This window comes from Longimicrobiales bacterium (genome assembly GCA_035764935.1).
GTDB lineage: Bacteria > Gemmatimonadota > Gemmatimonadetes > Longimicrobiales > RSA9 > DASTYK01.
Genome location: DASTYK010000034.1, coordinates 1 through 26,373 on the forward strand (window position 1 = coordinate 1; position 26,373 = coordinate 26,373).

The 26,373-nt window shown below is 68.4% G+C and carries 20 protein-coding genes; 10 read left to right on the forward strand and 10 right to left on the reverse strand.

Features of this window, described 5'->3' with window-relative positions:
- Positions 1–100: 100 nt before the first annotated feature.
- The 3 genes from VFU06_02440 (at position 101) to VFU06_02450 (ending at position 2,405) form a co-directional block, all read left to right on the forward strand.
- On the forward strand, positions 101–697 hold the full coding sequence (locus tag VFU06_02440; GenBank protein ID HEU5208246.1) for a hypothetical protein: 597 nt from the start codon (positions 101–103) through the stop codon (positions 695–697).
- 370 nt (positions 698–1,067) lie between these two features.
- Positions 1,068–1,694 carry a porin family protein gene (locus VFU06_02445; GenBank protein HEU5208247.1) on the forward strand — a complete coding sequence of 209 codons (627 nt, stop codon included), beginning with the start codon at positions 1,068–1,070 and terminating at the stop codon, positions 1,692–1,694.
- Between the two features lie 72 nt (positions 1,695–1,766).
- On the forward strand, positions 1,767–2,405 hold the full coding sequence (locus VFU06_02450) for a hypothetical protein (GenBank protein ID HEU5208248.1): 639 nt from the start codon (positions 1,767–1,769) through the stop codon (positions 2,403–2,405).
- Positions 2,406–2,416: 11 nt separating this feature from the next.
- On the opposite strand, the gene VFU06_02455 is transcribed toward VFU06_02450, so the two are convergent.
- The 4 genes from VFU06_02455 to VFU06_02470 form a co-directional block, all read right to left on the reverse strand.
- Positions 2,417–3,256: a glycerophosphodiester phosphodiesterase gene (locus tag VFU06_02455; GenBank protein HEU5208249.1), complete on the reverse strand. Its 840-nt coding sequence runs from the start codon at positions 3,254–3,256 to the stop codon at positions 2,417–2,419.
- Between the two features lie 143 nt (positions 3,257–3,399).
- The gene (locus tag VFU06_02460) at positions 3,400–6,603 is read right to left on the reverse strand and encodes an efflux RND transporter permease subunit (GenBank protein ID HEU5208250.1); all 3,204 of its coding nucleotides are present in this window, start codon (positions 6,601–6,603) and stop codon (positions 3,400–3,402) included.
- Positions 6,600–7,733 carry an efflux RND transporter periplasmic adaptor subunit gene (locus VFU06_02465; GenBank protein HEU5208251.1) on the reverse strand — a complete coding sequence of 378 codons (1,134 nt, stop codon included), beginning with the start codon at positions 7,731–7,733 and terminating at the stop codon, positions 6,600–6,602. Before VFU06_02465 ends, VFU06_02460 begins: the two co-directional genes overlap by 4 nt.
- Complete coding sequence (locus VFU06_02470; protein ID HEU5208252.1) at positions 7,730–9,043, reverse strand: TolC family protein; 1,314 nt, start codon at positions 9,041–9,043, stop codon at positions 7,730–7,732. Before VFU06_02470 ends, VFU06_02465 begins: the two co-directional genes overlap by 4 nt.
- Positions 9,044–9,284: 241 nt before the next feature.
- Between VFU06_02470 and VFU06_02475 the strand changes: the two genes are divergently transcribed.
- The 4 genes from VFU06_02475 to VFU06_02490 all read left to right on the forward strand — a co-directional run bounded on the left by VFU06_02475 (position 9,285) and on the right by VFU06_02490 (position 14,989).
- Complete coding sequence (locus tag VFU06_02475) at positions 9,285–10,754, forward strand: ATP-binding protein (GenBank protein ID HEU5208253.1); 1,470 nt, start codon at positions 9,285–9,287, stop codon at positions 10,752–10,754.
- A complete protein-coding gene (locus VFU06_02480; GenBank protein ID HEU5208254.1) occupies positions 10,751–12,142 on the forward strand; it encodes a sigma-54 dependent transcriptional regulator in 1,392 nt (463 codons plus the stop codon). Before VFU06_02475 ends, VFU06_02480 begins: the two co-directional genes overlap by 4 nt.
- Before the next feature lie 280 nt (positions 12,143–12,422).
- A complete protein-coding gene (locus tag VFU06_02485) occupies positions 12,423–12,845 on the forward strand; it encodes a universal stress protein (GenBank protein HEU5208255.1) in 423 nt (140 codons plus the stop codon).
- Between the two features lie 170 nt (positions 12,846–13,015).
- Positions 13,016–14,989: a transglycosylase SLT domain-containing protein gene (locus VFU06_02490; GenBank protein ID HEU5208256.1), complete on the forward strand. Its 1,974-nt coding sequence runs from the start codon at positions 13,016–13,018 to the stop codon at positions 14,987–14,989.
- A 206-nt stretch (positions 14,990–15,195) separates the two neighbouring features.
- Here the strand turns inward: VFU06_02490 and VFU06_02495 are convergent, their stop codons facing one another.
- From VFU06_02495 to VFU06_02515, 5 genes are all read right to left on the reverse strand, one after another.
- Positions 15,196–18,453 (reverse strand): efflux RND transporter permease subunit, encoded by a 3,258-nt coding sequence (locus tag VFU06_02495; GenBank protein HEU5208257.1) that lies wholly within the window; start codon positions 18,451–18,453, stop codon positions 15,196–15,198.
- The gene (locus VFU06_02500) at positions 18,450–19,607 is read right to left on the reverse strand and encodes an efflux RND transporter periplasmic adaptor subunit (GenBank protein ID HEU5208258.1); all 1,158 of its coding nucleotides are present in this window, start codon (positions 19,605–19,607) and stop codon (positions 18,450–18,452) included. Before VFU06_02500 ends, VFU06_02495 begins: the two co-directional genes overlap by 4 nt.
- A gap of 35 nt (positions 19,608–19,642) precedes the next feature.
- A complete protein-coding gene (locus tag VFU06_02505; protein ID HEU5208259.1) occupies positions 19,643–21,118 on the reverse strand; it encodes a TolC family protein in 1,476 nt (491 codons plus the stop codon).
- The gene (locus VFU06_02510; GenBank protein HEU5208260.1) at positions 21,115–21,588 is read right to left on the reverse strand and encodes a hypothetical protein; all 474 of its coding nucleotides are present in this window, start codon (positions 21,586–21,588) and stop codon (positions 21,115–21,117) included. Before VFU06_02510 ends, VFU06_02505 begins: the two co-directional genes overlap by 4 nt.
- A gap of 203 nt (positions 21,589–21,791) precedes the next feature.
- On the reverse strand, positions 21,792–22,313 hold the full coding sequence (locus tag VFU06_02515) for a hypothetical protein (protein HEU5208261.1): 522 nt from the start codon (positions 22,311–22,313) through the stop codon (positions 21,792–21,794).
- Between the two features lie 188 nt (positions 22,314–22,501).
- Here VFU06_02515 and VFU06_02520 point away from each other — a divergent pair, with 188 nt between their 5' ends.
- Together VFU06_02520 and VFU06_02525 are read left to right on the forward strand one after the other, a co-directional pair.
- A complete protein-coding gene (locus tag VFU06_02520) occupies positions 22,502–23,746 on the forward strand; it encodes a hypothetical protein (GenBank protein ID HEU5208262.1) in 1,245 nt (414 codons plus the stop codon).
- A 45-nt stretch (positions 23,747–23,791) separates the two neighbouring features.
- Positions 23,792–24,172, forward strand: a complete 381-nt coding sequence (locus tag VFU06_02525) for a VOC family protein (protein ID HEU5208263.1) — start codon at positions 23,792–23,794, stop codon at positions 24,170–24,172.
- Between the two features lie 25 nt (positions 24,173–24,197).
- Here the strand turns inward: VFU06_02525 and VFU06_02530 are convergent, their stop codons facing one another.
- Entirely contained in the window at positions 24,198–25,784 is a 1,587-nt protein-coding gene (locus VFU06_02530; protein ID HEU5208264.1) for an amidohydrolase, read from the reverse strand.
- Between the two features lie 198 nt (positions 25,785–25,982).
- Between VFU06_02530 and VFU06_02535 the strand changes: the two genes are divergently transcribed.
- Positions 25,983–26,369: a TonB-dependent receptor plug domain-containing protein gene (locus tag VFU06_02535; protein ID HEU5208265.1), complete on the forward strand. Its 387-nt coding sequence runs from the start codon at positions 25,983–25,985 to the stop codon at positions 26,367–26,369.
- The last annotated feature ends 4 nt before the right edge of the window (positions 26,370–26,373 follow it).

Consider the following 26,373-nt stretch of genomic DNA (forward strand, 5'->3'; position numbering starts at 1 on the left):
CGAACACGCTGCGCGTGATCTTCGCCGTCGTCCTCGTGCTGCTCGGCATCCACTACCTGCGCGGCTACCGGCGCGCGGTGCGCGCGCGCGCGGCGCTGCCATGACCGCGCTCACGCTGGCCCGGCTGGTCATCGGCATCGCGCTGCTGGTGCTGGGCGCGGAGCTGCTCGTGCGGGGCGCCAGCCGGCTCGCGCGCATGCTCGGCATCACGCCGCTCATCATCGGCCTCACCGTCGTCGCGTTCGGCACGAGCGCGCCCGAGCTCGCGGTGTCGATGAGCGCCGCCTTCTCCGGCCAGGCCGACATTACGATGGGCAACGTGGTCGGCAGCAACATCTTCAACATCCTCTTCGTGCTCGGCATCACCAGCGTGCTGTCTCCGGAGACGCTGCGGGTCGCGACGTCCGCGCTCACCTTCGACCTGCCGTTCATGATCGCAGTCGCGGTGGCGTGCCTGCCTATCTTCTTCACTGGCTACACGATTGACCGCTGGGAAGGCTTCGTGTTCCTGCTCTTCTACGTCGCCTACACCGTGTACCTGGTGCTCCACGGCATCGCCCACGATGCCGCGCCCGTGCTCGGCCACGTGATGCTGCTCTACGTCGTGCCCCTCACCACCCTGACGCTGGTTCTCGTCGCATGGCGCGAGTGGTACAGCCACCGTGCCGGCAGCAGACGCGTCCCATTCGACCGGTAACGATCCGTTAGAGTTTTCCACGGCTGAAACAAAAGTTCTGTTCGTGAGGTACCTCGTGCGGCACTGCAGGGAGCAGGGCGTGCGCGCGACGCCACGTTCCCGCACGGTGCAGGGGCCGGCATTCCGCGATTTGTCGCGATTGCCGTAAGTCGCAGGAAACGCGTGACTAACGCCATTCGAACAGCATGGCGGAAATCCGCGGGCGGTTTATCTTGGTCGCGCTTTGCGTACTGCGACGCGAGTGCAGCCGTGGCATCGGATCGGAAGTTGCCACGGGGCCGGCGTCACGCGAAGCGAAGGGCAGTCGGTTGTGGGGATGTGCAGCTGTGCGCACGCACCGCTGCACGGGAAAACAGCGAACGAGGTAACAATGCGTAAGCTCTTTGCGGTGGCGGCAGTCGCTGCCACGCTGGTCGCTGCGGATGACGCCGCGGCGCAGTCGTTCCAGTTCGGCCCGGTCGCGGGCGTGAGCATCGCGAACGTCTCGGGCGATGACGCGGGTGACACGGATTCCCGCACCGGCTTCTTCGGCGGTGCGCAGGTGGTCTGGCAGGCGCCGGGCTCCCTTTTCGGCTTCGAGACGGGTGCCGTGTACGTGCAGAAGGGCGCCAAGTTCTCGGACACGGACGGCGAAGGCACGATCGAGCTCGACTACATCACGGTCCCGCTGCTGCTTCGTGTCGCCCCCCCGATGGGCGCATCGTCGTTCACGCCGGTCTTCGGACTCGGTGGCGAGGCAGGCTTCGAGGTCGGCTGCTCGGCATCGGGTGAGGCCGAGGGTGTGGAAATCGACGTCGATTGTGAAGAATTCGGTCTGGAGACGAAGTCGTTCGATTTCGGACTGGCAGCATCGGTCGGTGTGGACTTCCCGATCGGTCGCATGACCCTGGCGCCGTTTGCGAAGTACACGCTCGGCCTGACGAGCATCGATGACTCGGAGTCCGAGGACGACGTCAAGAACAGCGGCTTCCTCGTTGGCGCTGCGCTGCGGTTCTGATCGCAGGCAGCATACACGTCACGGCGCGGGGCAGGGTGTCCCGCGCCGTGTCACTATCACAGAGAGAAAGACATGAAGGCAGTCAAGGTGATCGCGCTGGCCGCGGCCGGCGTTCTCGTTTCGGCAGGCTCGGCATCGGCGCAGGCGTACTTCGGCGCTCCGATCGGTGATGCGGGCTTCGCGGTCCGTGCGGAAGTCGGCCTGCCGGACGGCAGCAAGACGTATGACCTGGTTCTCGATGCCAACCTCATGGGCCCGATCTCGTTCCAGCTCTTCGGCGGCCTGTGGGACATCGATGACGTGGAGGACAACGGCGGTCGCTTCGGCGGCAAGCTCGGTTACGAGCTGCCGGTGACGGGCTTCTCCGTCGGCCCGTTCGTCGGTGCGGAGTACACGACGTTCAGCGCGGGCGAGGGTGATGAGGAAGTCTCGACGTCCCTGCTGACGATCCCCGTCGGCATCGGCATCGGCACCACGCTGGCTGTTGGCCCCACGGCTGACGTCGCGCTGTTCGCACAGCCTGCCTACTACTACATGAAGGCTGACGTCGAGATGCTGGGTGCCGAGTTCGACGAGTCGACGAACGAGTTCGGCGCAGAGGCGGGTGCGCGCCTGGGCTTCGGCCGCTTCCTGGTCGGCGGCTCGGTCGAGTTCACGACTGTCGAGGATTCGGACGCGGTGTTCTCGCTGACGGCGGGCGTGCGCTTCTAGTCCGGCGCCGTTCAGTCAGTTGCAGTCTGGCGGCGTGCGGCTTCGGCCGCACGCCGTACTGCTTCCAGCCCCCGCAGCTCGTTGTCCGGCCGCAGCCGCAGCAGCCGGTCCGTGAAGTTGGTGAACATCCCGTCCACGCGTGCCTCGGTCATCCGCCGCATGTCCGCTTCCTCGTCTACCGTATAGGGGTGCACGTGCAGCCCGTGGCGATGCGCGGCTCCCACCACCAGCCGGTCCACGTCCGTGAACGCAGGACCGACTCCGACCGCGTACTCGGCAACGCGCGGCAGCATCTCCTCGAGTGCGCCGCTCTCCGTCCCTTCCGGAATGAGCTGAACGAGCGGCAGCGCAGGGTCGCGCCGATGAATCAGCCGCAGGCTGCGTTCACTGAACGACTGGATGACGACGCGCCACTCCGCGCGTGCAGCGTCGCGCAGGTCGAACCTGTCGAGCAGGTCGAGCAGTGCCGCCTCCATGCCGGGTGCGGACTCGGGGGTCTTCGTCTCGATGTAGAAGGCGGCTCGATCACGGTAGCGCGCGAGCACCTGCTCCAGCGTCGGGATCCGCTGGCCGGTGTAATCGGTGCGCGCCCGTGAAGGGAACGTGTCGTTGAACCAGGTGCCGACGTCGCACGGCTCCAGCTCATGCCAGGAGTGGTCGATGACGCGGCCGCTGCAGCCCTGCGCGGTGCGGTCGAGGGTGTCGTCGTGCATGCAGACGAGCACGCCGTCGCGGGTCATCTGCAGGTCCTGCTCGAGGAAGTCGCAGCCGAGCTGGAGCGCGAGGTCGTAGGCGGCGAGCGTGTGCTCGGGCGCGTGGCCGGAAGCACCGCGGTGGGCGATGACGAGCATGCGGCCAAGCTATGCATGCTGCCGGGGCAGGGACAGTACGGCAGACGGCGGTTGACGCGCCGCAACGCCGCTGCACACGTGCAGGCGCCGCGTCCTCCACCACACTTCTCAGCTGGCGGCTGACGGCCCGAGCCCCCTGGCCGTCAGTCGCCGTGTGCCTCGACCGGCTCGCGTACCGGCTCGGCGCGTGGCTCGCCGCGACCGCCCGTCAGGAACGTCATGGCCCGTTCGGCTGCGCCGTTCAGGATCACGTAGGCGCCGGGCACCACGAACAGCGTGAGCAGCGTCGAGACCATCATGCCGCCGACCACGGAGATCGCGAGCGGCTGCATCATCTCCGATCCCTGGCCGATTCCGAGGGCGAGCGGGAACATGCCGATGACCGTGGTGAGGGTGGTCATGAGGATCGGGCGCAGGCGTACTGCGCCCGCGTCGATCACCGCCTGCTCGCGGGTGAGGCCCCTTTCGACCCGCGCATTCTCGGTGTACTCCACCAGCAGAATCGCGTTGTTCACCACGATCCCGGCCAGCAGGATGACGCCGAGCAGCACAGGCGCGCTCATGGGCAGCTGCGTGACCCAGAGTGCAACGCCGACGCCGATCAGCGACAGCGGGATCGCCAGCAGGATCACGAGCGGGTTGATGAAGCTCTCGTACTGCACCGCCATGACGACGAAGACGAGGAAGATTGCGAGCCCGACAACGATCGCCAGCTGGCGGTTGTTCTCCGCAATCGCCTCCTCCTCGCCGCCGAAGACGATCGAGTAGCCTTCGGGCACGTCCAGTGTCGCGATGCGCGCGCGGATCGAGTCGTTCACCGCGCTGATGGATGCGACCTCATTGATCACGTCGCCGGTCACGCGGAAGATCCGGTTCTGGTTCTCCCGGTTGATCGTGGTCGGGCCGAGCGACGAGCGCACGGTCGCGACGTCGCGCACGTAGATCGGTGCGCCGCGTGCGCCGCCGGGGAACAGCGCGATGGAGTTGATGTCCTCCGGGCTGGTGAAGCGCTCGCGCGGGAACATCACGCGCAGGTCGTACTCCTGGTTGCCGCTCGTGAAGCGGGTGGCGACCGTGCCGTCCAGGGCGGTGCGCAGCGTCTGCCCGACGGTTGCGACGTTCAGGCCGAGGTACGATGCGCGCTCACGGTCCAGCTCGATGGTGAGCTGCGGGCTCGCCTCGTCGGCGGACGCCTCCATGTTCTCGAGCCCCGGGATCCCGCGGGACAGCAGGGCGATCTCCTCGCCCAGCCGCTGCAGTGTGCCGAGCTCGTCGCCCTGGATGATGATGGCGACGTCGGAGCCCGACGTGTTCGTGCGCAGTCCGCGGATCCGCGGGGGGCGCACGAAGACGCGCGCACCGGGGAAGCCGCGTTCATCGATCCGCGCCTGGAGCATCTGCACCCATTCCTGCGCGCTCATGTCGCGCTGGTCAGAGCCCGCGAGCACGATGTCGATGCTGCCGCGGCCGGCGTTCTCGCTCGTCGAGCCGCCGAACAGGAAGCCGCCGGCGACCGCGAAGACGCTCTCCACGTGCGGCATCCCGTTGATCATCTCCTCGACTTCGAGCGCGATGCGGTTCGTCTCCTCCGCGGATGCGCCGGGTGAGAGCCGGACGAACACGCCGACGTTGCCGTCGTCGACCTGCGGCAGGAACTCGTTGCCGAGGTTGCGCGTCAGCAGGAACGCACCGGCCAGCCCTGCGACGGCGGCCCCGAGCACGTACCAGCGTTTCGCGAGCACCCGCGGCCCGACCTTGCGGTACCATGTCCGCGCGCGGGAGATGCCGTTGTCGAAGGCGACGAGCGGCTTCCACTCGTCGGCGCCGCTCTGGAAACGCACCTTGGCAAGCTGCGCCGCGAGCATCGGGACCAGCGTGAGCGCGACCGTCAGCGACGCAAAGATCGCGAACGAGATGGTCAGGATCAGCTCGCGGAAGATCAGTGCAGCCAGTCCGCTGATCAGCAGGAACGGGACGACCGCGGCAAGGTTCGTCGCGGTGGATGCAATGACGGCGCTGCGCACCTCGTTGGCGCCGACGTGTGCGGCCTCCTCGGGATCCTCGATGCCCTCCTCCCGGCGCCGGAAGATGTTCTCGAGCATCACGATCGAGTTGTCGATCAGCAGGCCGACACCGAGGGCGAGACCGCCCAGCGAGATGATGTTGAGCGTCAGGTTGCTCAGGCCCATCATCACGAACGTCGCCAGCATGGCGAGCGGGATTGCCGTACCGATGATGAACGTCTTGCGCAGTGAGCCCAGGAACAGGAACACGACGATCATCGCCAGCACTGCACCCGTCAGTGCGGCATCCCGGACCGAGCTGACCGACGACTTGATGAACGAGGACTGGTCCTGGATGACCTGGTAGCGGATGTCGGCGGGGATGAAATGATCCCGCTGCAGCCGCTGCAGCGTCGCATCGACCTCCTCGGCAACGGAGACCGTATTCGCGTTCGGCTGCTTGCGCACGGACAGCTTCACGGCGGGCGTGCCGTCGAGGCGCGCCCACATGCGCTGCTCGACGTGCGTGTCGCGCACGTCCGCGACTTCCGTGAGCGGGATGCGCCCGCCGCCCGGCACGGTGAGCAGCACGTTCTGCACGTCGGCGATCGTGCGGAACTTGCCCGCGGTCTTGCCCACGACCTCGCGTGTCGGTGAGGCCACGCGGCCAGCGGCCACGTCCTGGTTCTCGGAGCGCAGCGCTTCGATCACCTGCGAGACGGTCAGGCCATAGGAGCGCAGCCGCTCCTGGTCCAGGACCACCTGGATCTCGCGGATCAGGCCGCCGGCAATATCGACCGACGCGACGCCCTCGATGGTGAGGAGCTGCGGGCGCAGCCGGTACTCGGCCCAGTCGCGCAGCGAGACCAGGTCGCGCGTCGGAGAAGAGAATGCGACCTCGTAGATCGGTGACTGCGACGGGTCGAACTTGAAGATCGTGGGCGGGTCCGCTTCCTCGGGCAGCCGGCCGCGCGCACGCTCCAGGTTCTTGGCGGCATCCTGCAGCGCGAAGTCGATGTCCGTTCCGTACGCGAAGTGCAGGTTCACACCGACGCGCCCCTCCTGGACGTCCGTCTCGATGCGGACCAGGTCCTCCGTCGTCGCGAGTGCTGCCTCCAGCGGCTTCGCGACGGTCTCTTCCAGCACCTGCGGCTCGACGCCGCGGTTGGAGACGTTCACACGGATGTTCGGGTAGACGATCGTCGGCAGCAGGTCGAGCGGCAGGCGCGCGAGGAAGAACACCCCGAGCACCACGATCACGCTGCACAGCATCAGGGTGCCGATCGGCCGAACGATCGCGAGACTCGAGATGCCGCGGTGATGCGGCTTTTCCTTGATGCTCATGTGTCGCTCTGCGGTGCCTGTGCCGATGAAGCAGGAGCCGGAAGCGTGTTGTTGACGCGGACGGCCGCGCCGTCGCGCAGCATGTTGCTGCCGGCCGTGACAATGACTTCGCTGCCGTCGAGGCCGGACAGGATCTCGACACGGCCACTCGACGTGAGGCCGGTCTCGACGGTGCGGCGGATCGCGCGGTCGTTCTCGACGACGAAGACAGCCTGTGAACCCTGCCCACCCATGAGTGCACTCGCGGGCACGAGCAGCACATCCTCCTGCGCGCTCAGCCGGAACGTGACCCGGGCCAGGAAGCCGGGGCGCGCAACACGTGCGCTGGCCTCGTCGAAGGCGACTTCGACCGGCACGAGTCGCGTGTCCGGATTGGCCGACGGGAAGACCCGGCGGATGCGGCCGGACAGTGTGCGTCCGGGATAGGCGTCGAGCATGATCTGCACTGCGTCGCCCACGCGCAGCTCGACCACGTCCAGCTCGGAGACGCCGACGCGCACGACCATCGTCGAGATGTCCGCCACTTCGAACAGCCGCGTCTGGTTGCTGACGACGTCGCCCGCTTCGACCAGCTTCGCGGTCACCACGCCGCTCACGGGCGCATTCACCGTCGTATAGCCGAGACGCGTGCGCAGCTGATCGACGCTCGCCTGTGCGGCTGCGTATGCCGCACGGTCACGCTCGTACTCCGGCAGCGTGATGACCTTGCGGTCGCGCAGCTGCTCGGCGCGCTCGTAGGCGCTCCGCGCAACCTGGAGCTGCGCCTCGGCCGACAGGAGCTGCGCACTCAGCTCGCGGTCATCGATGCGCGCGAGTACCTGGCCGCGCCGCACCAGGCTGCCCTCCTCGGCGTTCACGGAGAGCAGTGCACCCGGAACCTGCGCGTTGACACCCACACTCCGGATCGGCTCGACCACCCCGGAAACGCTCACGGACCGGGCAATCGAGCCGCGCTCGACGCTTGCAACCTCGACCGGCGTGACCGCATCCGGGCCACCACGGCCGCGCATCTGTGCCTGCGCACCGGGTCCCTCGTCGTTGCCGCCACACGCGGCGCTCAGCAGTGCAAGCCCCAGCACACCGGCACGGGCTCCCGCCCGTGCGCGCTTCTCCGCCGCTCTACCGCTCACCTTGCCTCCGTTATCGTCTCACCCAGCACCGCCTCGAGCTGTGCGACGGCGGTGCCGAGATCCTGTCGTGTGCGAACGGCCGCGATCTCGGCGTCCGTCAGTGCAACCTGCGACGTCTGCAGATCCAGAATCGTCGCCGCGCCGATCTGGTAGCGCTCCTCCTGGACACGCAGGTCCTCACGTGCAAGCTCGACCGCCCGATCCGCGATCGTGACACGCCGCTCCGCCGCCCGGACCTCGCTGGCCGCTGCGTCGACTGCTGCACGCACCGCGATCTGCGTGTCACGCGCCCGTGCCTCGGCGACCCGCCGGTTCGCGTTCGCCCGCTGAACCGCTGCCTCGCGGCCAAAATTGTTGAACAGCGGCATGCTCGCCGTCAGGCGCAGGTTCCACGACTGCTCGTCCGGCGGAAAGTCGAAGGAGAACCAGTCGTACCCGCCGGTCAGTCGCAGGGTCGGCGCGTACGCCAGCAGCGACTCCAGCCGGTCCGCCGAGCGGCTGTCCAGCTCCGCCTCCGCCGCAAGCACGTCCGGGGACGCGAGCATCGCTCGCCGGATCAGCTCCTCGGCGGCCGGCAGCGTCGGCGCTTCCGTGGGCAGCGCAAGCGGCTCCGCCGCGACCGGCTCGGCCACGCCGATCAGCCGCCCGAGCTGCAGCATGCCGCTCCGCAGCGCGGTCTGCGCATCGATCAGCGCCAGCTCCGCATTGCCGACCTCGAGCTCCGCGCGCAGAACGTCTGACTGCGTTGCCGTGCCCACCTCGAGCCGCGTCTGCGCGAAGGAGAGCTGCTGGCGCGCACGCTGGAGCCGCTGGTCGGCCGAGCGCACGATGTCCCCGGCGGCCGCCGTCTCGTAGAACGCCTGCGTCGTGACCAGCGTCGTTGCGAACCACTCTGCGCGCCGGTTGGCCTCCGCCGCGTCCACGTCCGCGCCCGCGCCCCGCAGCTGGGCGACCCGCCGGCCCCCGGTGAAGATGTCATAGCCCGCCTGCAGTGCGGCAGAATAGTTCTGCGAGACCAGTCGACCGGTCGACTGGTCGAAGCGCTCGTTGCTGGAGTTCGAGAACGAGCCGTTCGCCGTCAGACTCGGCAGCAGCGAGCCCCGCGTCTGCAGCTGGTTGGCCTCCGCGATGTCCACCGCACCCTGTGCGGCGATCATCGAGGGCGCCGTCGCACGCGCAAGCTCCAGCGCCTCCCGCAGCGTGACCGTGCGCGCCGCCACCGGCGCATCCTGCGCCGCGGCTGGAACTGCAAAGAACAGAAAGGCGAGCGCCACGCCCATGCCGCGACGTCGCCGGGATCCGAAAGCCATCGGAACACCACAGAGTCAGAATGAGTCATGCGGGATAGACCCGCCCAATTTACGACGCGCGAGGGCGCACGAGCGTTGGGCGGGACGGACCATGAATCCATGCGGACGGGAGCGGAAAAACGCGGGTCCAGTATCCGGCACGGTGGGAGGGCCGGCTCCCCTACCTGGCGCCACCCGGCCGACAGCAGCCACCCGTGAAATCGCAGGCACCGGTGGCTACCTTCCGGTCGTGCGACAGGGGATGCGACTCGGGACGCGGCTGCTGCTGCCGCTGCTGGCGACGGTGGTCGCCGTCATGGCGTTCGGAACCTGGCAGTCTCAGCGTCAGCGCGAGAAGACGCTGACGGAGGAGGCGCGCCGGGAAACCAACGCGTATGCCGTCGCGCTCGGCCTCGCGCTGGAAGCGGCCGCGCTGAGCGGCAGTGATCCGGAAATGCAGGCGATCATCGACCGGATCACCCAGGAGCCCACGATCTACGGCGTCGTGGTCTACGACACCGCCGCCCGCGTCCGCCTCGTGTCCCAGACCGTCGACACGCTCCGCACCGCGCCGCTGCAATCCGTTCAGACCGTGCTGGCGACCGGCAGCCGGGAGGTGCTCCTGCGCGACTTCGAGGGCGAGCGCGTCTACTCCGTCGTGCGCGCGCTGCGCCAGGACGGCGAGATCGTCGGCGCCATCGAGGTCGCCCAGACCCTCGCATTCGTGGAAGCCGAGAAGCAGCAGACCCGCGAGCGCTATATCCTGAGCACCGCGCTGCTCGCCGTCGCGATGACCATCCTGATCCTGTGGTTGGTCCAGCGGCTCGTGGCCCGGCCGCTGGACCGCCTGGTCACGGGCGTGCGTGCGCTCGGCAGTGGCGAGCTCGCCCACCGCATCGACCGGAGTGTCGGGCCCGGGGAGCTGGGGGTCCTGGCTCGCGAGTTCAACGACATGGCCGACCGGCTCGAGGCTGCCCGCGGCCGTATCGAGCGGGAGGCGGAAGAGCGGCTCGCACTGGAGCGGCGGCTCCGGGAGACGGAGAAGATGGCAGCCCTCGGAACGCTCGCTGCCGGCCTCGCCCACGAGATCGCCGCGCCGCTGCACGTGATCCGCGGGCGCGCCGAGATGCTGCTCAAGCGCGAGCAGGAGTCCGGTGCGGAGCGGAACCTGCGCATCATCAGCGCACAGATCGAGCGCATCACCCACATCGTGCGCAACCTGCTCGACTACGCGCGACGGCGTGAACCGCACATGGAGACCGTTCCGGTCGCGCGGCTGCTCGACGACCTCCTCGAGTTCCTGGCCGCGGAGATCAGCGCCGACGGCGTGGACGTACAGCGGACCGGGAGCGCGGACGTGGCGGTATATGGCGATGCAGACCTGCTGCACCAGGTGTTCATCAACCTGCTGCTCAATGCGCTGCAGGCCCTGCGAGGACAGGACGCACCACGACTCCGGCTGGATGTGTCGACCAGTGCCACCGCCAGCGTGACGATCGACGTCGAGGACAATGCTGGCGGCATCGAGGAGCACATGCTCGAGGCGATCTTCGATCCGTTCGTAACGACCAAGGCGGCCGAAACCGGTACCGGCCTGGGACTGGCCGTGGCGCGCAGCATCATCGAGGAGCACGGCGGCCGGATCGAGGCGTTCAACCGTGAGCACGACGGCGTGCGCGGCGCCGTCTTCCGCGTGACGCTCCCCGCAGCACCGGCCCAGGAGGCAGCGTGAGCGAGCAGCCGGGCATCGGACGAGTCGTGGGTGACCAGCCTGCCGCGCGCGCGGCGTCGACCGACGCGTCCGGCGAGCACATCATCATCGTCGAGGATGACCGTGAGCTGAGGCAGTATCTCGGTGAAGTGGTAGCCGACGCGGGATACGAGGTGACGACGTTCGCGACCGCAGACGACGCGCTCGCCGCGCTCACCGCCCAGGAGGAAGCCGACCTCGTCATCACCGACCTCGTGCTGCCGGGCATGCGCGGGCAGCAGCTGCTGCGCGAAGTGCGTGCGCACCGCCCCGAGCTGAACATCATCATCATCACCGCATTCGGTGCGATCGATTCCGCGATCGAGCTCGTCAAGGCGGGCGCACACGACTACCTGACCAAGCCCTTCGGCTCCGAGGAGCTGCTGCTGGCGATCGAGCGTGCGCTCGAGGAGAGCAGCCTCCGGCGGGAGGTAGCCCGGGCACGACGTGGACGCCCCGAGACGCCACCCGGGTTCGTCGGCGCGAGCCGCGCCATGCAGGAGGTGTACGCGCTGATCACGCGCTCGGCCAACTCCGATCTTCCCGTGCTCGTCACCGGCGAGAGCGGCACCGGAAAGGAGCTCGTCGCGCGCGGGCTGCACCACGCCTCCGGCCGCAAGGCCTTCGTCGCCGTGAACTGCGCGGCACTGCCCGAGAACCTGCTGGAGTCCGAGCTGTTCGGGCACGTGCGCGGCGCGTTCAGCGGCGCTGACCGCGACAAGCCTGGCCTGTTCGAGGCCGCCGACGGTGGCACCCTCTTCCTCGACGAGATCGCCGAGCTGCCCGGGCCGCTGCAGCCCAAGCTGCTGCGCGCTCTCGAAGCAGGGGAGGTGCGGCGCGTCGGCGCGACCACACCCCGCAGCGTCGACGTGCGCATCGTCGCCGCAACCAACCGCGACATCGAGCAGCGCGTCGACGACGGCCTGTTCCGCGCGGACCTCTTCTGGCGCCTCAACGTGCTGCACATACACATGCCGCCGCTCCGCGAACACCCCGCCGACATCCCGCTCCTCGCCGAGCACTTCGCCGCCGGCCGTACCATCACGCCCGCCGCCATGGCGCTGCTCAGCGCCCACGCCTGGCCCGGCAACGTCCGCGAGCTGCGAAATACCATCGAACGCGCCGCAGCCCTGTCCATGACAGGGGAGATCCACCCCGACGACCTGCCGCAGCGCGTCCAGGACGCGGCGAGCACCGCCTCTCGCGTCGCCCAGGCCTCACGACGACAGCTCTCGTTGCGCGAGCTCGAGCGCGATTACATCCTCGAGGTCCTGCGCTCCACCGGCGGCAACAAGTCCCGGGCGGCCGAGATCCTGGGACTCGACCGCAAGACGCTGTACAGGAAGCTGGAGGAGTACTCGGAGGAGTAAGCGCGCCGCCCGACAGCTGGACAACGCCGACGGCCCGACGGCCCCGACGGCCCCGACGGCCCCATCCGTTCCGCCCCTTCCCGCCCCACCCCTGTGGCATGGCGCCACACCCGGATTCCCGCCGTTCACGCGGAAAACTGCTCATGGTGTGGCGAAATGCCGCATTCGGCTCCTGGCATCGATTTTCGTAAGTCACTGTCGGACCGCCAGTTACGCAGTGGTCCGACCGTTGCCTTGGAAATGCAGAGCAACGCGCGCGACGTAGACGCGGAGGGGGGACGTGGACGAGGGATGCGTACTCGTCGGGACCGATTTCTCGCCGGGAGCGGCGGCCGCGCTCGAAGAAGCGCGCCGTCTCGCCGCCCGGTTGGGTTGTCCGGTGCACGTCGTCCACGTGGTCGAGTCGGAAGCGCCGCAGGACTGGCGGCCGACGGGCAGGGAGCAGGGCTGGCTCAGCGAAGCCGAGCTGGATGAGGCCTCGCTGCACGTGCGCTTCGGCGCCGCGTGGGCGGAGCTGGCGCGCTACGCGGATCGGTGCCGCCCGGCGATGCTGGTGGTTGGAAGCCATGGGGCGTCCGGATACCAGCCAGTGTCGGTCGGGACGACGGCGGAGCGGTTGACACTCAATGCCCGGCACTCGGTGCTGCTGGTCGGACCGCGGCACAGTGCGTCACGAAGGCCGGCGGAAGCGGGTCGTTCGTGAGTGGGCGTCGCAGGAAAAAGGGGACAAGCCGGAACCGGCGGGCCTCGGTCGGAACAGCGGGATCGTACGCGATCCGTGTCGTTCTGCCGGCCCTCGCTCTGGGAATCGGGTTGGGAGGCTCGCGCGTCATACCTCCGAGTGACGAAGCGGCCTTTCGCACCGAGGCACCGTTGGCTCCGGTCCACCTGGACAGGTACCTCCTCACAACCAGTGATCGTGCGGATCGCGACAGTGCGCTGGCAGTGCTGCGCGCGGCGATTCGTGCGCGTGACGCGGGCGAGCTGAAGCAGGCGACGTCCCGGTTCGAGCACGCGGCCAGGGTGTTGCCTGCGTTCGCGGACTGGGCTCGCCTGCTGGCCGCGGATGCGGCGGGGCGCGACGGGTCGGTTTCCGCTGTCCAGCGGCTCCTTGGCGAGACCGATGCAGCGCTCGCGCGCGACCGTGGCTGGCGCTCGCTGGTGCGTGCGCACCGTGTCGCGAAAGACATTTCCGGCGCCGCGGCAGCGGCCGCCGCCGCGCAGCCGTTGCCGGCCGGTGAGCGCGTCGATGCGGTCGTCATGCGCGGAGAGCTGCTCCTGCTCGCGGGCAATGATGCGGGTGCGCGGGAGGCATTCCGCCTGGCAGCGGACAGTTTCCCGGGCGCAACGCGCACCGTGGACGCCATGCGTGCGCTGTCCGCCATGAGCGGGCTGACACTCGACGACCGGCGGCGCATCGGCGTTGTCTACCTGCGCCACGGCAACCTCGATCGCGGGCTGAGCAACCTGGACGCGTACCTCGAAGGTCGTGGCGGTACGCCCGATACCCGCAATGCGCTGCGGCTCGAGATCGGACGTACGCTGTTCGCGCGGCGGGAGAACCGGAGTGCGGAGCAGCGCATGCTGCGCCTCGCCGCGCTGCAGGTGGCACCGGAGCTGGCTGCGGAGGCGCTGCTGATTGCCGGTCGTGCGCAGTACCGCGACGGCCGCGAGACCAGGGCGCAGGCGACCCTGGCGAATGCGATCGAACGGGTGAACGGCGTTGGACCGGTCGCGGCGGAAGCGCTGTTCGTGCTCGGGGACATCGCGCACGACGACGGGCGCGCCGCTGCCGCACGCGAGTTCTACCGGCGTTCTGCAGCAGCAGACCCCGCGTCGCCACGAGGGCACGAGGCGGCCGTCAGGTACGGTGCGCTGCACTACCTGGCCGGTGACGCTGCAGCGGCGGCCAGCGCGTTCAGCGAGACGCCGGGCAGCGGCACGCGCAGGCAGCGGCTCGACTTCTGGGCTGCGCTGTCGCATCGCGCCACGGGCGACAGCACGACCGCGCAACGCCTGCTGGACGGGGTGCTGCGGCTCAACCCGCTTTCTTACTACGGCATGCGGGCGGCCGAGCTGTTGAGTGCTCCGACGCCGGACATCGCCAGCGCAACGCCCGATGATGAGCACACACCGCTGCGGGTTCGCAACGCGCTGCTTCGCTACGATCTGCTGACCGAGCTGGGGCTGACCGATGCGGCATCCTACGAGCTGGACCGACTGCAGGAGCTGTATGCGCAGCAAAGCGGCGTGCTGTACGGGATGGCGGAGGCATTGCACGAGCGCGGCGAGCACCTGCGTGCGGTCCTGATCGGGCGTGCGATCGAGCGCAACCTCGAGAGCAGCGGCCGCCGGCCTGACGCGCGCCTGCTGCGCATCATCAACCCGTTCCCGTTCCGCGACCTGATCGAGCGGGAAGCGAAGCGGCACGACCTCGACCCGTACTTCGTCGTCGCGCTGATGCGGCAGGAGTCGCTGTTCAATCCGAAGGCGAAGAGCGGACCGGGCGCCGTCGGGCTGATGCAGGTCATGCCGCGCACCGGCAAGGCCGTTGCCGCGCGCCTCGGCATCCGCAACTTCCGCGAAGAGATGCTGACCGATCCGGAAACCAACATCCGCATCGGCACCGCGATCCTTGCCGACCACCTCCGCAGCTACGGCGGCCGCGTCGAGGACGTGCTCATCGCCTACAACGCCGGCGCCGGCCGGCTCGGCCGCTGGCGTGCCTTCCCCGAGCGCTCCGACCGCGACCTGTTCATCGAGCGGATCCCGTACGATGAAACGCGGGACTACGTCCGGATCGTGCGGACGAATACGTACGTGTATCGGACGCTGTACGACGATTGAACGGCGGGTTTTGGGTGGTAAGGGGGCGGGAGACGCCGCTCGCTCCGCTCGCGCGTGGGTGGCGGACAAACCGGGTAACAACGACGGGCGGCGGGCGCCCCCGCCCACCGCCCGCCGTTCATCCCGAAGTGTCCACCACCCCGGCGTGCGCAGAATGCGCACGCCTCCCACCACCCACCGCCCACAACCCGCAGTTCAGAGCAGTCTCAGTCGCCGCCCCACACCGGCTCCGGCGCGAGCCCCGCGTGCTCCTGCTCCTGGTGGATCTGGCGCTCCCGCTCCTCCGACATGATCCGTCGCTTCAGCCACTGGCCGAAATCGTCGAAGTAGGTGTACGCGACGGGAATCACGATCAGCGTGAGCAGTGTCGACGTGATCAGGCCGCCGATCACGGCGCGCGCCATCGGTGCGCGGAAGCCGCCGCCCTGGCCGAGTGCGAGCGCGATCGGGGCCATGCCGAAGATCATGGCCGCCGTGGTCATGATGATCGGGCGGAGTCGCACGCGACCCGCCTCGACGAGGGCCGTGTAGCGATCCGCGCCGAGCCCGCGCCGCTCGTTCGCATTGTCGACGAGCAGGATCGCGTTCTTGGTCACGAGACCCATCAGCATGATCACGCCGATCATCGACATCATGTTCAGCGTATCGTTCGTGAGCAGCAGCGCGAGCAGCACACCCACGAGCGACAGCGGCAGCGCGAGCATGATTGCGAACGGCTGCGTGAGCGACTCGAACTGCGACGCGAGGATGAGGAAGATCAGGATGATCGCGAGCAGGATCGCTTCGAGCACGTAGCCGACCGTCTCCTCGAGCTGCTCGGTCTCGCCGCCGAGGCGTACCTGGTAGCCGGGGTTCTGCTCACCGATCTCGGCGGTCGCCTCGCGGACCAGCGACGAGGCCTCGGCAACGGACAGGTCTGGCAGCAGTGATGCACTGACCGTCGCCACGCGGGCGAGGTCGATGCGATCGATCTGCGCCGGCGCCGTGCCGCGCTGGATCAGGGCGATCTGACCGAGCGGGACCGTTGCGGCGGCGCCGAGGTCCGAGCGCGTGGTCGTCGCGATCGGCAGCGCCTCCAGGTTCTCGGCGGAGGCGCGCTGGTCGGGGGCGACCTGCACGACGACGTCGCGCTCCTCACCCGACGGGTCCTGCCAGGTCGTTGCGACCTGGCCGGCAAGCAGCGGCTGCACGGTCGCGGCGATCTGACCGATATCCAGGCCGAGTTCGCTCGCCAGGTCGCGGTTCACGTCGATCCGGTACTCCGGTCGCGGCTGGCCGAGCGACTGATCGATGTCGACCACCCCGGCGATCTGCGCCATGCGCTCCGCGACTTCGTTCGACAGTCGCTGCAGCTCGTCGACGTCAGGGCCGGTGATCTGCACCTGCAGCGGCTTCTGGGCCATGTTGTCCGCCGACATGACGCCGATCGTCACGCCGAAGACAGGCTGCAGGGCCTCACGCGCGGTCACCATCAGCTCCTGCTGGCTGCGATCCCGCTGGTCGAGGTCCGTCAGCGCCACGTAGATGTTGCCGGATGTGACCGTACCCGTGGCACCCGCACCGATCGTCGTGTAGAGGTACTCGACCTCCTCGAACTGCTCCAGCACGTCGATCATCTGCCGCGCCTTGGACTCCGTGTAGGCAAGCGAGCTGCCCTCCGGCGTCTCGAACGTCACCGCGAATGCACCCTCGTCCGACTCCGGCATGAAGCCGCCGCCGATGAACGGGAAGAGCAGGAACGCACCGACGAACGACGCGGCAGCGATGCCGAGCGTCGACTTCCGGTGATTGAGCGCCCACTCGATGACGCCGCGGTACCGATCCGCCTGCCGGTCGAACCAGCGGTTGAAGCGGGCGATCAGGCGCGACAGCGGGTTCTTCGACTCGCCTGCCGTCTGCGGCTCGACACCCCACCAGGCGGACAGCATCGGAGTCAGTGTGAACGATACGAACAGCGACACGAGCACTGCCCAGGCGACGGTCATGCCGAACTGGTAGAAGAACCGGCCGATGATGCCGCCCATGAACGCAACGGGCACGAACACCGCCACGATCGACAGCGTCGTGGCCATGACCGCCAGGAAGATCTCCCGCGTGCCGACGGCTGCCGCAGTGAAGTGGTCCTCGCCCATCTCGCGGTGTCGCACGATGTTCTCGATCACCACGATCGCGTCGTCGATCAGGATCCCGATCGAGAGCGACAGCCCCATCAGGGTGAGCACGTTCAGCGTGAAGCCGAGAGCGTTCATCAGGATGAAGGCCGAGATCACCGATACCGGCAGCGCCATGGACGTGATCACCGTCGCCTTCCAGTCGTTCAGGAAGAGCATGACGACGACGATGGTCAGGATCGCGCCCAGGATCAGCTCGAAGATCACGTCTTCCACGGAGTGGCGGATGACCTCCGAGTTGTCGCGCACGAGGATCAGCTCGACGCCGGCGGGCAGCGCCGACTGCAGCTCTGCCATGACCTCCTTCACCTCGTCCGCAACCGCGACCGTGTTGGCGCCCGAGATCTTGACCACGTCGAGCGACACTGCACGCCGGCCATTGACGAGGGCGATCGAGCGCTCCTCCTCGGTGCCGTCGACCACGCGCGCCACCTGGCTCAACCGGATGGGCAGACCATCGCGCGTTGCGACGATCACGTTCTCGAACTCGCGTGCGTCCTGGATGCGACCCGTCACACGCACGAGCTCCTCGGATACGCCACGCTCGACGCGGCCGGCCGGGATCTCCATGTTCTGCCGCTGCAGTGCGGCGATCACCTCGGACGTCGAGATGCCGTAGGCGTCGAGCTGCGTCGGGTCGACGAACACGCGCACTTCGCGCAGCAGTCCGCCCGCGACATCGACGTTGCCCACGCCGGACACGGTTTCGATCGCACGCCGCACATCCTCGTCCGCGAGGCGCGTGAGATCGGGGACGCTCAGGTTGTTGGACGCGAGTGCCAGCGACAGGATCGGCTGGGCCGAGAAGTCGAACTTGCTGACCACCGGCTCCTCGATGCCCTGCGGCAGGTCACGGCGGATCCCCTCGATGCGGGACCGGATGTCCTGCGCCGCCTGGTCGTTGTCGCGACCGAGCTCGAACTCGACGATGATCAGCGATGCACCCTCGAGCGAGTTGGACGTGATCCGGTCCACGCCTTCGACGGGGTTGAACGCTTCCTCCATCGGACGCGTGACTTCGCGCTCGATCGTCTCGGGGCTCGCTCCCGGATAGATCGTCTGCACGGCGACGACCGGAATCTCGACATCCGGGAACTGGTCGATCGGCAGACGGTTGTAGCTGAAGAGGCCCAGCACGATCAGGCCGAGCATCAGCATCAGCGTGAAGATCGGACGCCGGATGGAAACGCCGCTCAACCCGCCGCCCACGGCGGCGTGCCGTTCCTGCGCCGGGTCGATGCGACCGCCCGGACTGTGCGGCGCCGCGTCGCGCGGCGCGTCGTCGTGACTCATCGTGCCCCCTCAGGCTCCGCTTCCGCCTCGGTTGGACTCGCCGCCGGCACTCCGCTGATCCGGACCTGCGCACCCGCGCGCGCCGCGCCGGGCGCGATCAGCACCTGCTCGCCCGGCTCGAGCCCCGACACGATTCCGACCGACCCACGCGCCACGTCCGTGCTGCCGGCATTGACCGGACGCTGTTCGAGCACGCCGTCCGCGATCACCCATACGAACGTCGCACCGCCCTGCTCACGCAGTGCTGACGAGGGGATCACCACGACACTGTCCTGCCCGCCGGTCACGATGCGGCCGGTCGCGTACAGGCCACCGACAAGGGTGCGGCCCGGGTTCGGCATGCGCAGATACACGCCGACGCGGCGCGTCGATGGGTCCGCAACCGGTTCCACGCGCTCGACCTCGCCCACGAACACCTGTCCGGGGTAGGCATCGGTCGTGAACTCGACCGGCTGGCCGCGCTGCACGCGCGAGGCCTCGCGCACCGGGATCTGCCCGGCAAGCTCCAGTGCCGTCGTGTTCACGACCTGGAAGAGCGCCTGCCCCGGATTCACCGCCTCTCCGACGTTCACCATGCGCGAGCTGACTTCACCCGCAAAGGGTGCCGTGATCGTCGCCTGCCGTGCCGACTCCGAGGCGCTGGCCGACTGCGCCTGCGCTGCGGCGAGCTGGCCGCGCGCGGCTTCCAGCGCCGCCTGCGCCGCCTGGAAATCGATCTGCGAAATCGCCCCCGCCTCGTACAGCTTGCGCGACGACTCGAAGCGCTGCTGTGCGAGCGCGACGTTAGCCTCGGCAGCGGCAACCTGTGCACGCGCTCCCGCAGCCGAGCTGCGAATCCCCTGCGCGTCCAGCACCGCCATCACCTGGCCGGCAGCCACGGCATCGCCGCGATCCACGCGGATCGACGAGACCAGCCCCGGCACCTGCGCGCGCACCTCTGCAACACGGTAGGGGTTCAGCGTGCCGGTCAGGACGACGCTCTGCGCAACACTCTCGAGCTGCGCAGTCGCAACGTCGGTCGGCTGCAGCACCACGACGTCCGAAGCGTCCACCGTCGCCTGCGCCTGCTGGTCCGATCCGCCGCACGCCGCGACGCCCAGGACGAACGCGAGCAGGGCGGCACTGCGGATGGATTGACTGTTCTCTATGGTCACGTGTCGTTCCGTTGTCGTTGTCAGATCCACGATGATCAGCGCACCAGTTCCGTCGCCGGCCGGCCGAGCGCACGCAGCGCAGTCGCCAGCGCGAGCTGGTAGTCGTGGTAGGCTGTTACTTCGTTCAGGCGTGCCTGCTGCAGGGCAAGCCGCGCATCGGACACATCCAGCTGCGTGGCGAGCCCCTCACGGAAGCGCAGCTCCGTGAGCTCGTAGACCCGCTGCGCCTGTGACACCGTGGTGCCAGCAGCTTCCAGCTGCAGCCGCGCCCGCTCGAGCTCACGCAATGCACTGTCGTACTCGAGGCGAACACCCTCCTCGAGCTGGGCCGCCTGCAGCTCCGCCTGGCGGACCTGCGCGTTCGCCGCATCGACCTCCGCCTTGCGACGCATCCCCTGGAACAGCGGCCAGCTCACCGCAAACCCAACGTTCCAGTCGTCTCGCCAGTCATTCGCGCCGGGGAGAAAACCCGTCGGAAACGCCTGGCGCGCCATGTTCCCCTGCAGGTACACGGCTGGCAGGAACGACGAGCGCGCGATGTCCGCCTGCTCCTCCATCATCGCCACGTTGGCACGCGCGGCACGCACACTCGCACGTCGGTCCAGCACGGACGCCGCTTCCGTGAGCGTCGGCAGATCCACCGCACCGACCGCAAGCGCACCGGGACCACTGAGCGGCGTCGTCAGCCGCACTTCCGTCTCGGCGGGAACGTTCACCAGCCGCTTCAGGTTCGCCACCGCCAGGTCGCGCCCGTTGTTCGCCTGCGCGAGCTGCGGGCGCAGGTTCTCCAGCTCGACCTCCGCACGCAGCACGTCCAGCTCCGACGCAACGCCCGCGTCGAACTGGAGGCGGACCTGCGCAAGGTGCGCCTCCGCCAGCTCCACGCTCGCCGCAACGATCTCCGCCGTCTGCTCCGCCAGCGTCGCGTCCAGGTACGCCTGCGCCACCTGCAGCGTCACGTCGGACACCGCCTCCTCGTACGACGCCCGCGCAGCGTCGGACGCACGCCGCGCGAGCTGCACGCCCGAAACCGCTGCCGGGGCGAACAGCGCCTGCTGCAGCGTCGCCGCCGCGTTCCACGTGTGCTCCTGGCCGAACGGCAGCCCGCTGAACAGGCTGCCCAGCGACTGGAACGCCGCGTTGGGCACGTTCTCCTCCAGGTACCGCAGCCGCTCCGCCGTCGACGCCGTGCTGTCCGGCTCGAAGCGAAGGCTGTCCGGAATCTCGAAGCCGCCCCCCTGGAAAACCGATCGCAGCGTGCGCGTGTAGCCGAGCTGCGTGTTCACCTGCGGCAGCAGGTTCGAGCGCGCCGCGCCCACATCCGCCCGCGCACGATCCACCTGCGCCTGCGCGATGCGGACCTCCTCCGATCGCTCCAGCGACCGGTCCAGCGCCTCCTCCAGGCTCAGCCCGATCGTGTCCCGCGCTTCCTCGACCTGCGCGGATGCCGCACCCGGCATCGTCGCCAGCGTCAACACCGCGGCCACCGCCAGCCACTTCCCAGCACTCATATATCCCCCCGCGATCCGCTCGACGCGATCGCATCACTGTCGTCGCGCAGCCGGCGGATCGTCTCCGTCATCAGCTCAAAGGATCGCTGGAACACCCGCAACCGCTCACGCACTTCCTCCTGCTCGGCCGCTTCCGTTTCCAGCCCCTGCTCGAACGCCTCACGGAACCGGCCGAGCCGCTCCAGGCGCATCTCGATCATGCGACGCTGCGTGTCCTCCGACACCTCGTAGTAGTCACGCCGGTCGCCCGGCCGCGTCACACGACTGATCACGTGCAGCCCCTCCAGCATGCGCGCATTCGCGCTCACACTGGCCTTGCTCACACGCAATTCCTCCGCAATCTCGTCCAGCGACAACGCGCCCGGGGTCAGCAGCAGCAACCCAAAAAGCCGGCCCGCGATCCGCGGACCGGCCTCCGCCTCGAACAGCTGCCCCATCCGTTCGACGAACTGCTCCGCCTTTGCTTCCATTCGCAGCCAGCCATCCGTTCCGTTGCAGGTGCCGCGAAGGATAGGCCATTCAGATCGTACAGTCAATACTGTACGACGTAAAATGAGACGCGCGGACAACCGGCGCCGCGGGCCGGCGGATGTCGATTCAGAAAGGGGGCGCCGTTACGCCAGGAGGAGGCCGGCGGCCGGTCCCGGCCGGCCGGAGCCAGCCGGACGCCGGCTCAGAAGGGGTTCACCACCACGCCCAGGTGGATGTAGGCGCTGCGCATGTCGATCTCGAAGGCGCGGGAGCTGACCACGCCACGTGCATAGACCGACAGGTTTTCGGAGATTCCGCGTGCGGCGAGGGTCGCGAGGGACCAGGCGCCGGAGTACTCGCTGTCGGTTTCATCCGGCTCCGGGCCGGGGACCACGCGCTCGTAGAGATCCAGACCGCCGCCCAGGAACCAGCCGTAGTTGCTGCTGCCGAGCACCCGGTACAGCAGGTGCAGCCCGCCGCCATGGCAGCCCTCATCGCCGCAGCGCTCCAGCCGGCTGGCGCCCGGGCCTTCCTCCCACTGCACGTAGTGGATCCCGGCGATGGTGCGTTCGCCGGTCGGCAGGTACAGACCGACGCCCCACGACAGAGCCTCCTCGTCGCGCTGCCCGAGCCACGAGCCGCCGCCCTCCAGGGCGATGCCCTGGCCGCTGACGGCGGCAGGAAACAGCGCGAGAACGCCCGCGAGTATCAGAGAACGGTACATACTGACTCCGTTTTTTCGTCGCTGGTACTGCTCTGCAGCGCCCGTCCCCCTGTACCTGCGAGTTCGGGCGCCGCCATGCTACGTCCGGTCCGGTCGCCGACGCAACGCATTCGTTCCAGCCCGACGCTCGTGACGCACGCGTGCGCGTCGACGTATACTGGAAACGGCCCCTCGTGGAGGGCATTCCGATGCGAACACGCCCGCTCGCCGTGATCGCCGTACTTGCCGCAGTCCTCGGCAGCGCGCTGCTGATGCTGTCGCCGCAGGCGCTGGACACGTTGCAGTGGGAGCATGCAGCCGTCGGGCAGCGCCCGCAGCGCGATACGACGTTCGGCGCGCGCATCGTCCGCCTGTCGGAGGAGGGCGGGTACTTCGACACCGACAATCTGATTTCCAACGAGCGTTCCTACCTGCACGTCGCGCCAGCCCTGCGTGCGCGCGCCGGGGGCGGTGCATACATCGGGGTCGGTCCCGATCAGAATTTCGCGTATATCGCGCTGCTGCGGCCCGAAATCGCCTTTGTCGTCGACATCCGCCGCGACAACGTGCTGCAGCACCTGCTGTTCAAGGCGCTGTTCGAGCGCTCCGAGAACCGTGCGGCATACCTCGCGGGACTGACCGGGCGCATGGCACCAGGGCATCGTGCGGAATCACGCGTCCCGGACGACAGCACCGAATCAGCCACGGCACGTGGTGAGCTGCCGGCCGCCACGGCCCGCGGCGCAGCACCTCCTGCGGGCGGTACGCTGCGTGACATCGTCGCATGGATCGACGGCAGCCCGGTGGATCCCGAGGAGCTTGCACGCGTTCAGCGCGACGTGCGTGCCCGTATCAGCAGGTACGGATACCCACTGACCGAGACCGACTACGCGGTCATCGAGCGTATTCACGAGACGTTCGCGCGTGAGGGCCTGTCACTGCGTTTCAGCAGCCATGGCAGAGCCCCGCAGTCACACTACCCGACCTGGCGTGACCTGCTGCTGGAGACCGACCGGTCAGGCGCGCCGGCAGGCGCGTTCTCAGACGAAGAGTCCTACGCGTTTCTGCGCAGGATGCAGCAGGAGGACCGCATCATCCCGGTCGTGGGCGACTTCGCGGGCACGCACGCCCTGCGCGCCATTGCAGAAGACCTGAAAGCCGACGGTTTGCAGGTGAAGGCGTTCTATACCTCGAACGTCGAGTACTACCTGTTCCGCGATGGCGGCTTCGAGCGTTTCGTCGAGAATGCGGCCAGTCTCCCGTGGCACGCCGACGCCCTCATCATCCGCTCCGTCTTCCGCGGTGGTTCTCCGTCTCTCGCCGCGCACACCGTTCCCGGGTACGGCAGCATCCAGGTGGCACAGCCGGCGCGCAGCTTTCTGGAACGGAGTCGCAGGCCAGGCTACACTGCATACAGCGAGCTGACCGCCCATGACGTGCTCCCTCCGCAGTAACCGTGCAGCTCGAACCGGAGTCCATCCCTGCATAGTGGAGACGACATGCCGAACGTGAAGATCGAAGGCCTGGCCCAGATCGCGCTGAGCGTTGCCGACGCCCGTCGTGCGAGGGCCTTTTACCAGGACAAGCTCGGTCTCCGGCTGCTTTTCGAGGCCCCACCCGGTCTGGCCTTTTTCGAGTGCAGCGGCATTCGTCTCATGCTTGCCGAGCCGGAGACGCCTTCCGAAGGCCACGCCTCATCCGTGCTCTACTTCCGCGTTCCCGCGATCGCTGACGCGTACGCGTCACTGCAGCAGCAGGACGTGCAGTTCGAGAGCGAGCCTCACGTCGTGCATCGCGCCGACGACCATGATCTGTGGATGGCCTTTTTCCACGACGGCGAAGGCAACATGCACGCGCTGATGGAGGAGCGCCGGCGCTGATGGAGAGCGCCGGCGCTGACGGACGTCAGGGTCGCCGGACCGTCGGGTACTCCACTCCCAGCTGCTCCAGATACGTCTCGTACTTTGACGGGTCGTAGCGCAGCGGCTCGAGCTGATCCCTGTAGCCGGCCATCCGTTCGGTGTTGAGGTGCACGGGCGGCGGCGTATCCAGCGGGATGAGCGACTCCCACTGGTAGTCCTTCGTCTGCACTTCCTCGAACCAGCGCTGTGTCTCCTGCCGCAGCTGTTCATCGACGAGGAGGTCGACGGCAGTGCGTGCGACGACGCGCGCGCCGTAGTTGGAGCCCTTGTGCGCGATCGGCGTGGCCATGGCGATGCCGCTCGACCAGTGGTGGCCGGTCATGCCCGGTATGTTCGCGGGGTAGCGCAGTCGCACGGTCGGGACGACCCATGACACCTCGGCGATGTCGTCGCTGCCGCCGCCCATGCCCTGGTCGGCTTCCCGCAGTGAATCGGGCACGCTCGTGTGCAGCCCGACGGTGTCGCGCTCCAGCTCCCGTTGGGCCGCCTTTGCCAGGGCGATGTCCGCTGCGCTCCACTCGGGCATTCCGACGGCGACGATGTTGGCGTGCATCGCTTCCGCGAGCGGCTTGCTGTAGTTCTGCGGCCAGGCGGCGCCGAGCACGCGCTCGGTCATTTCCGTCGACGTCATTGCAGCGGCCGCGTTCGCCATGGTCCGACCGAGCTCGTGCAGCTCACGGATGCGCGGGTAGTCCAGCTCCCGGAAGTAGTACCAGACGCTCGCCTCGGAGGGCACGACGTTGGGCTGGCTGCCGCCGTTCGCGATGATGTAGTGCGAGCGCTGGTGCAGACGCAGGTGCTCGCGGCGGAAGTTCCAGCCGACGTTCATCAGCTCCACCGCGTCGAGTGCGCTCCGGCCGGCCCACGGAGAGCCCGCGCTGTGTGCGGAGCGGCCGCTGAAGGTGAACATCGTCGACACGAGGCCGGACCCGCTGATGCCCCACGTCGTCGACATGTTGCTCGAGACGTGCGTAGACAGCATGAAGTCCATGTCCTCGAACATCCCGGCGTTCACCATGTAGGTGCGGCTCGCGACCAGCTCCTCGGCGACACCGGGGATCACGCGGATCTCGCCCGGGATGTCGTGCTTCTTCATGATCCGGCTGGTCGCGATGGCGGCGACGAGGTCCACCGCCGGGGCGCTGTTGTGTCCCTCGCCGTGACCCGGACCACCCTCGATCAGCGGTTCGTGCCAGGGGATGCCCGGCTTCTGCGAGGTCTCGGGCAATCCGTCGATGTCGCCCATGATCCCGATCACGGGCCCGCCGTTCCCGTGGCGGAATGTCGCCACGTAGCACGTCGGCATGCCGGCACAGCCGCGTTCGATCGTGAAGCCTTCGCGCTCGAGGATGCCCGTCAGGTAGTCGGCCGTCTCCAGCTCCTGGAAGCCGAGCTCACCCAGCGAGAACACCATGTCGACGATCTCCTGCGACAGCTTCTCCATGCCCGCAACTTCGTTCGCGACCTCACGTTTGAGCGCGTCCGCGGAGGGGCGCTGTGCGTGGGCGGCCGGACTGCTGGCGGCGAGCAGGAGCAGGGCTGCGGCTGTGCTGCGGCGGTGCAGGCGCATGAGTGTCTCCGGCGTGCTGAGCGGCGGCGGCGACGCGCTGCAGCGCGCGGTGCCGTTCGCCTGGATGTGGTGGAAGGGAACCGTACATCGGAAGCATGGTGCGCCGCAACGCGCGGGCCGACTGCCGCGGGCACATTCTTGTTGCGGCGGACGCGACCGCAGTCGTATCATCGCGGAAACCCCTACCGGAGGCATCCGATGATGCGGCGGATACCCTACCTCGTGCTGCTCGCCCTGTTCGTCGGGGCCTGCGCCTCGAGCGGCAGCCCCCGTTCGCTCAGCTCGCGCAACGTGATCACTCAGCAGGAGATCGAGTCGGTCAACGTCAGCACCGCCTACGAGGTGGTGCAGCAGCTGCGACCGCACTTCCTGCAGGGCCGCGGTCAGACGTCCATCCAGGACCCGGGCTCGAGCATGCCGGTGGTGTACGTGAATGGTGTCCGCTACGGCAGCCCGGACGTACTGCGGGGCATGCGCAGCATGGACCTGCGCGAGATCCGCTTCCTGAGCGCCAGCGATGCGACCACGCGTTACGGCACCGGTCACGTGGGCGGTGTCATCGAAGTGACCACCCGCGGAACCTGACCCT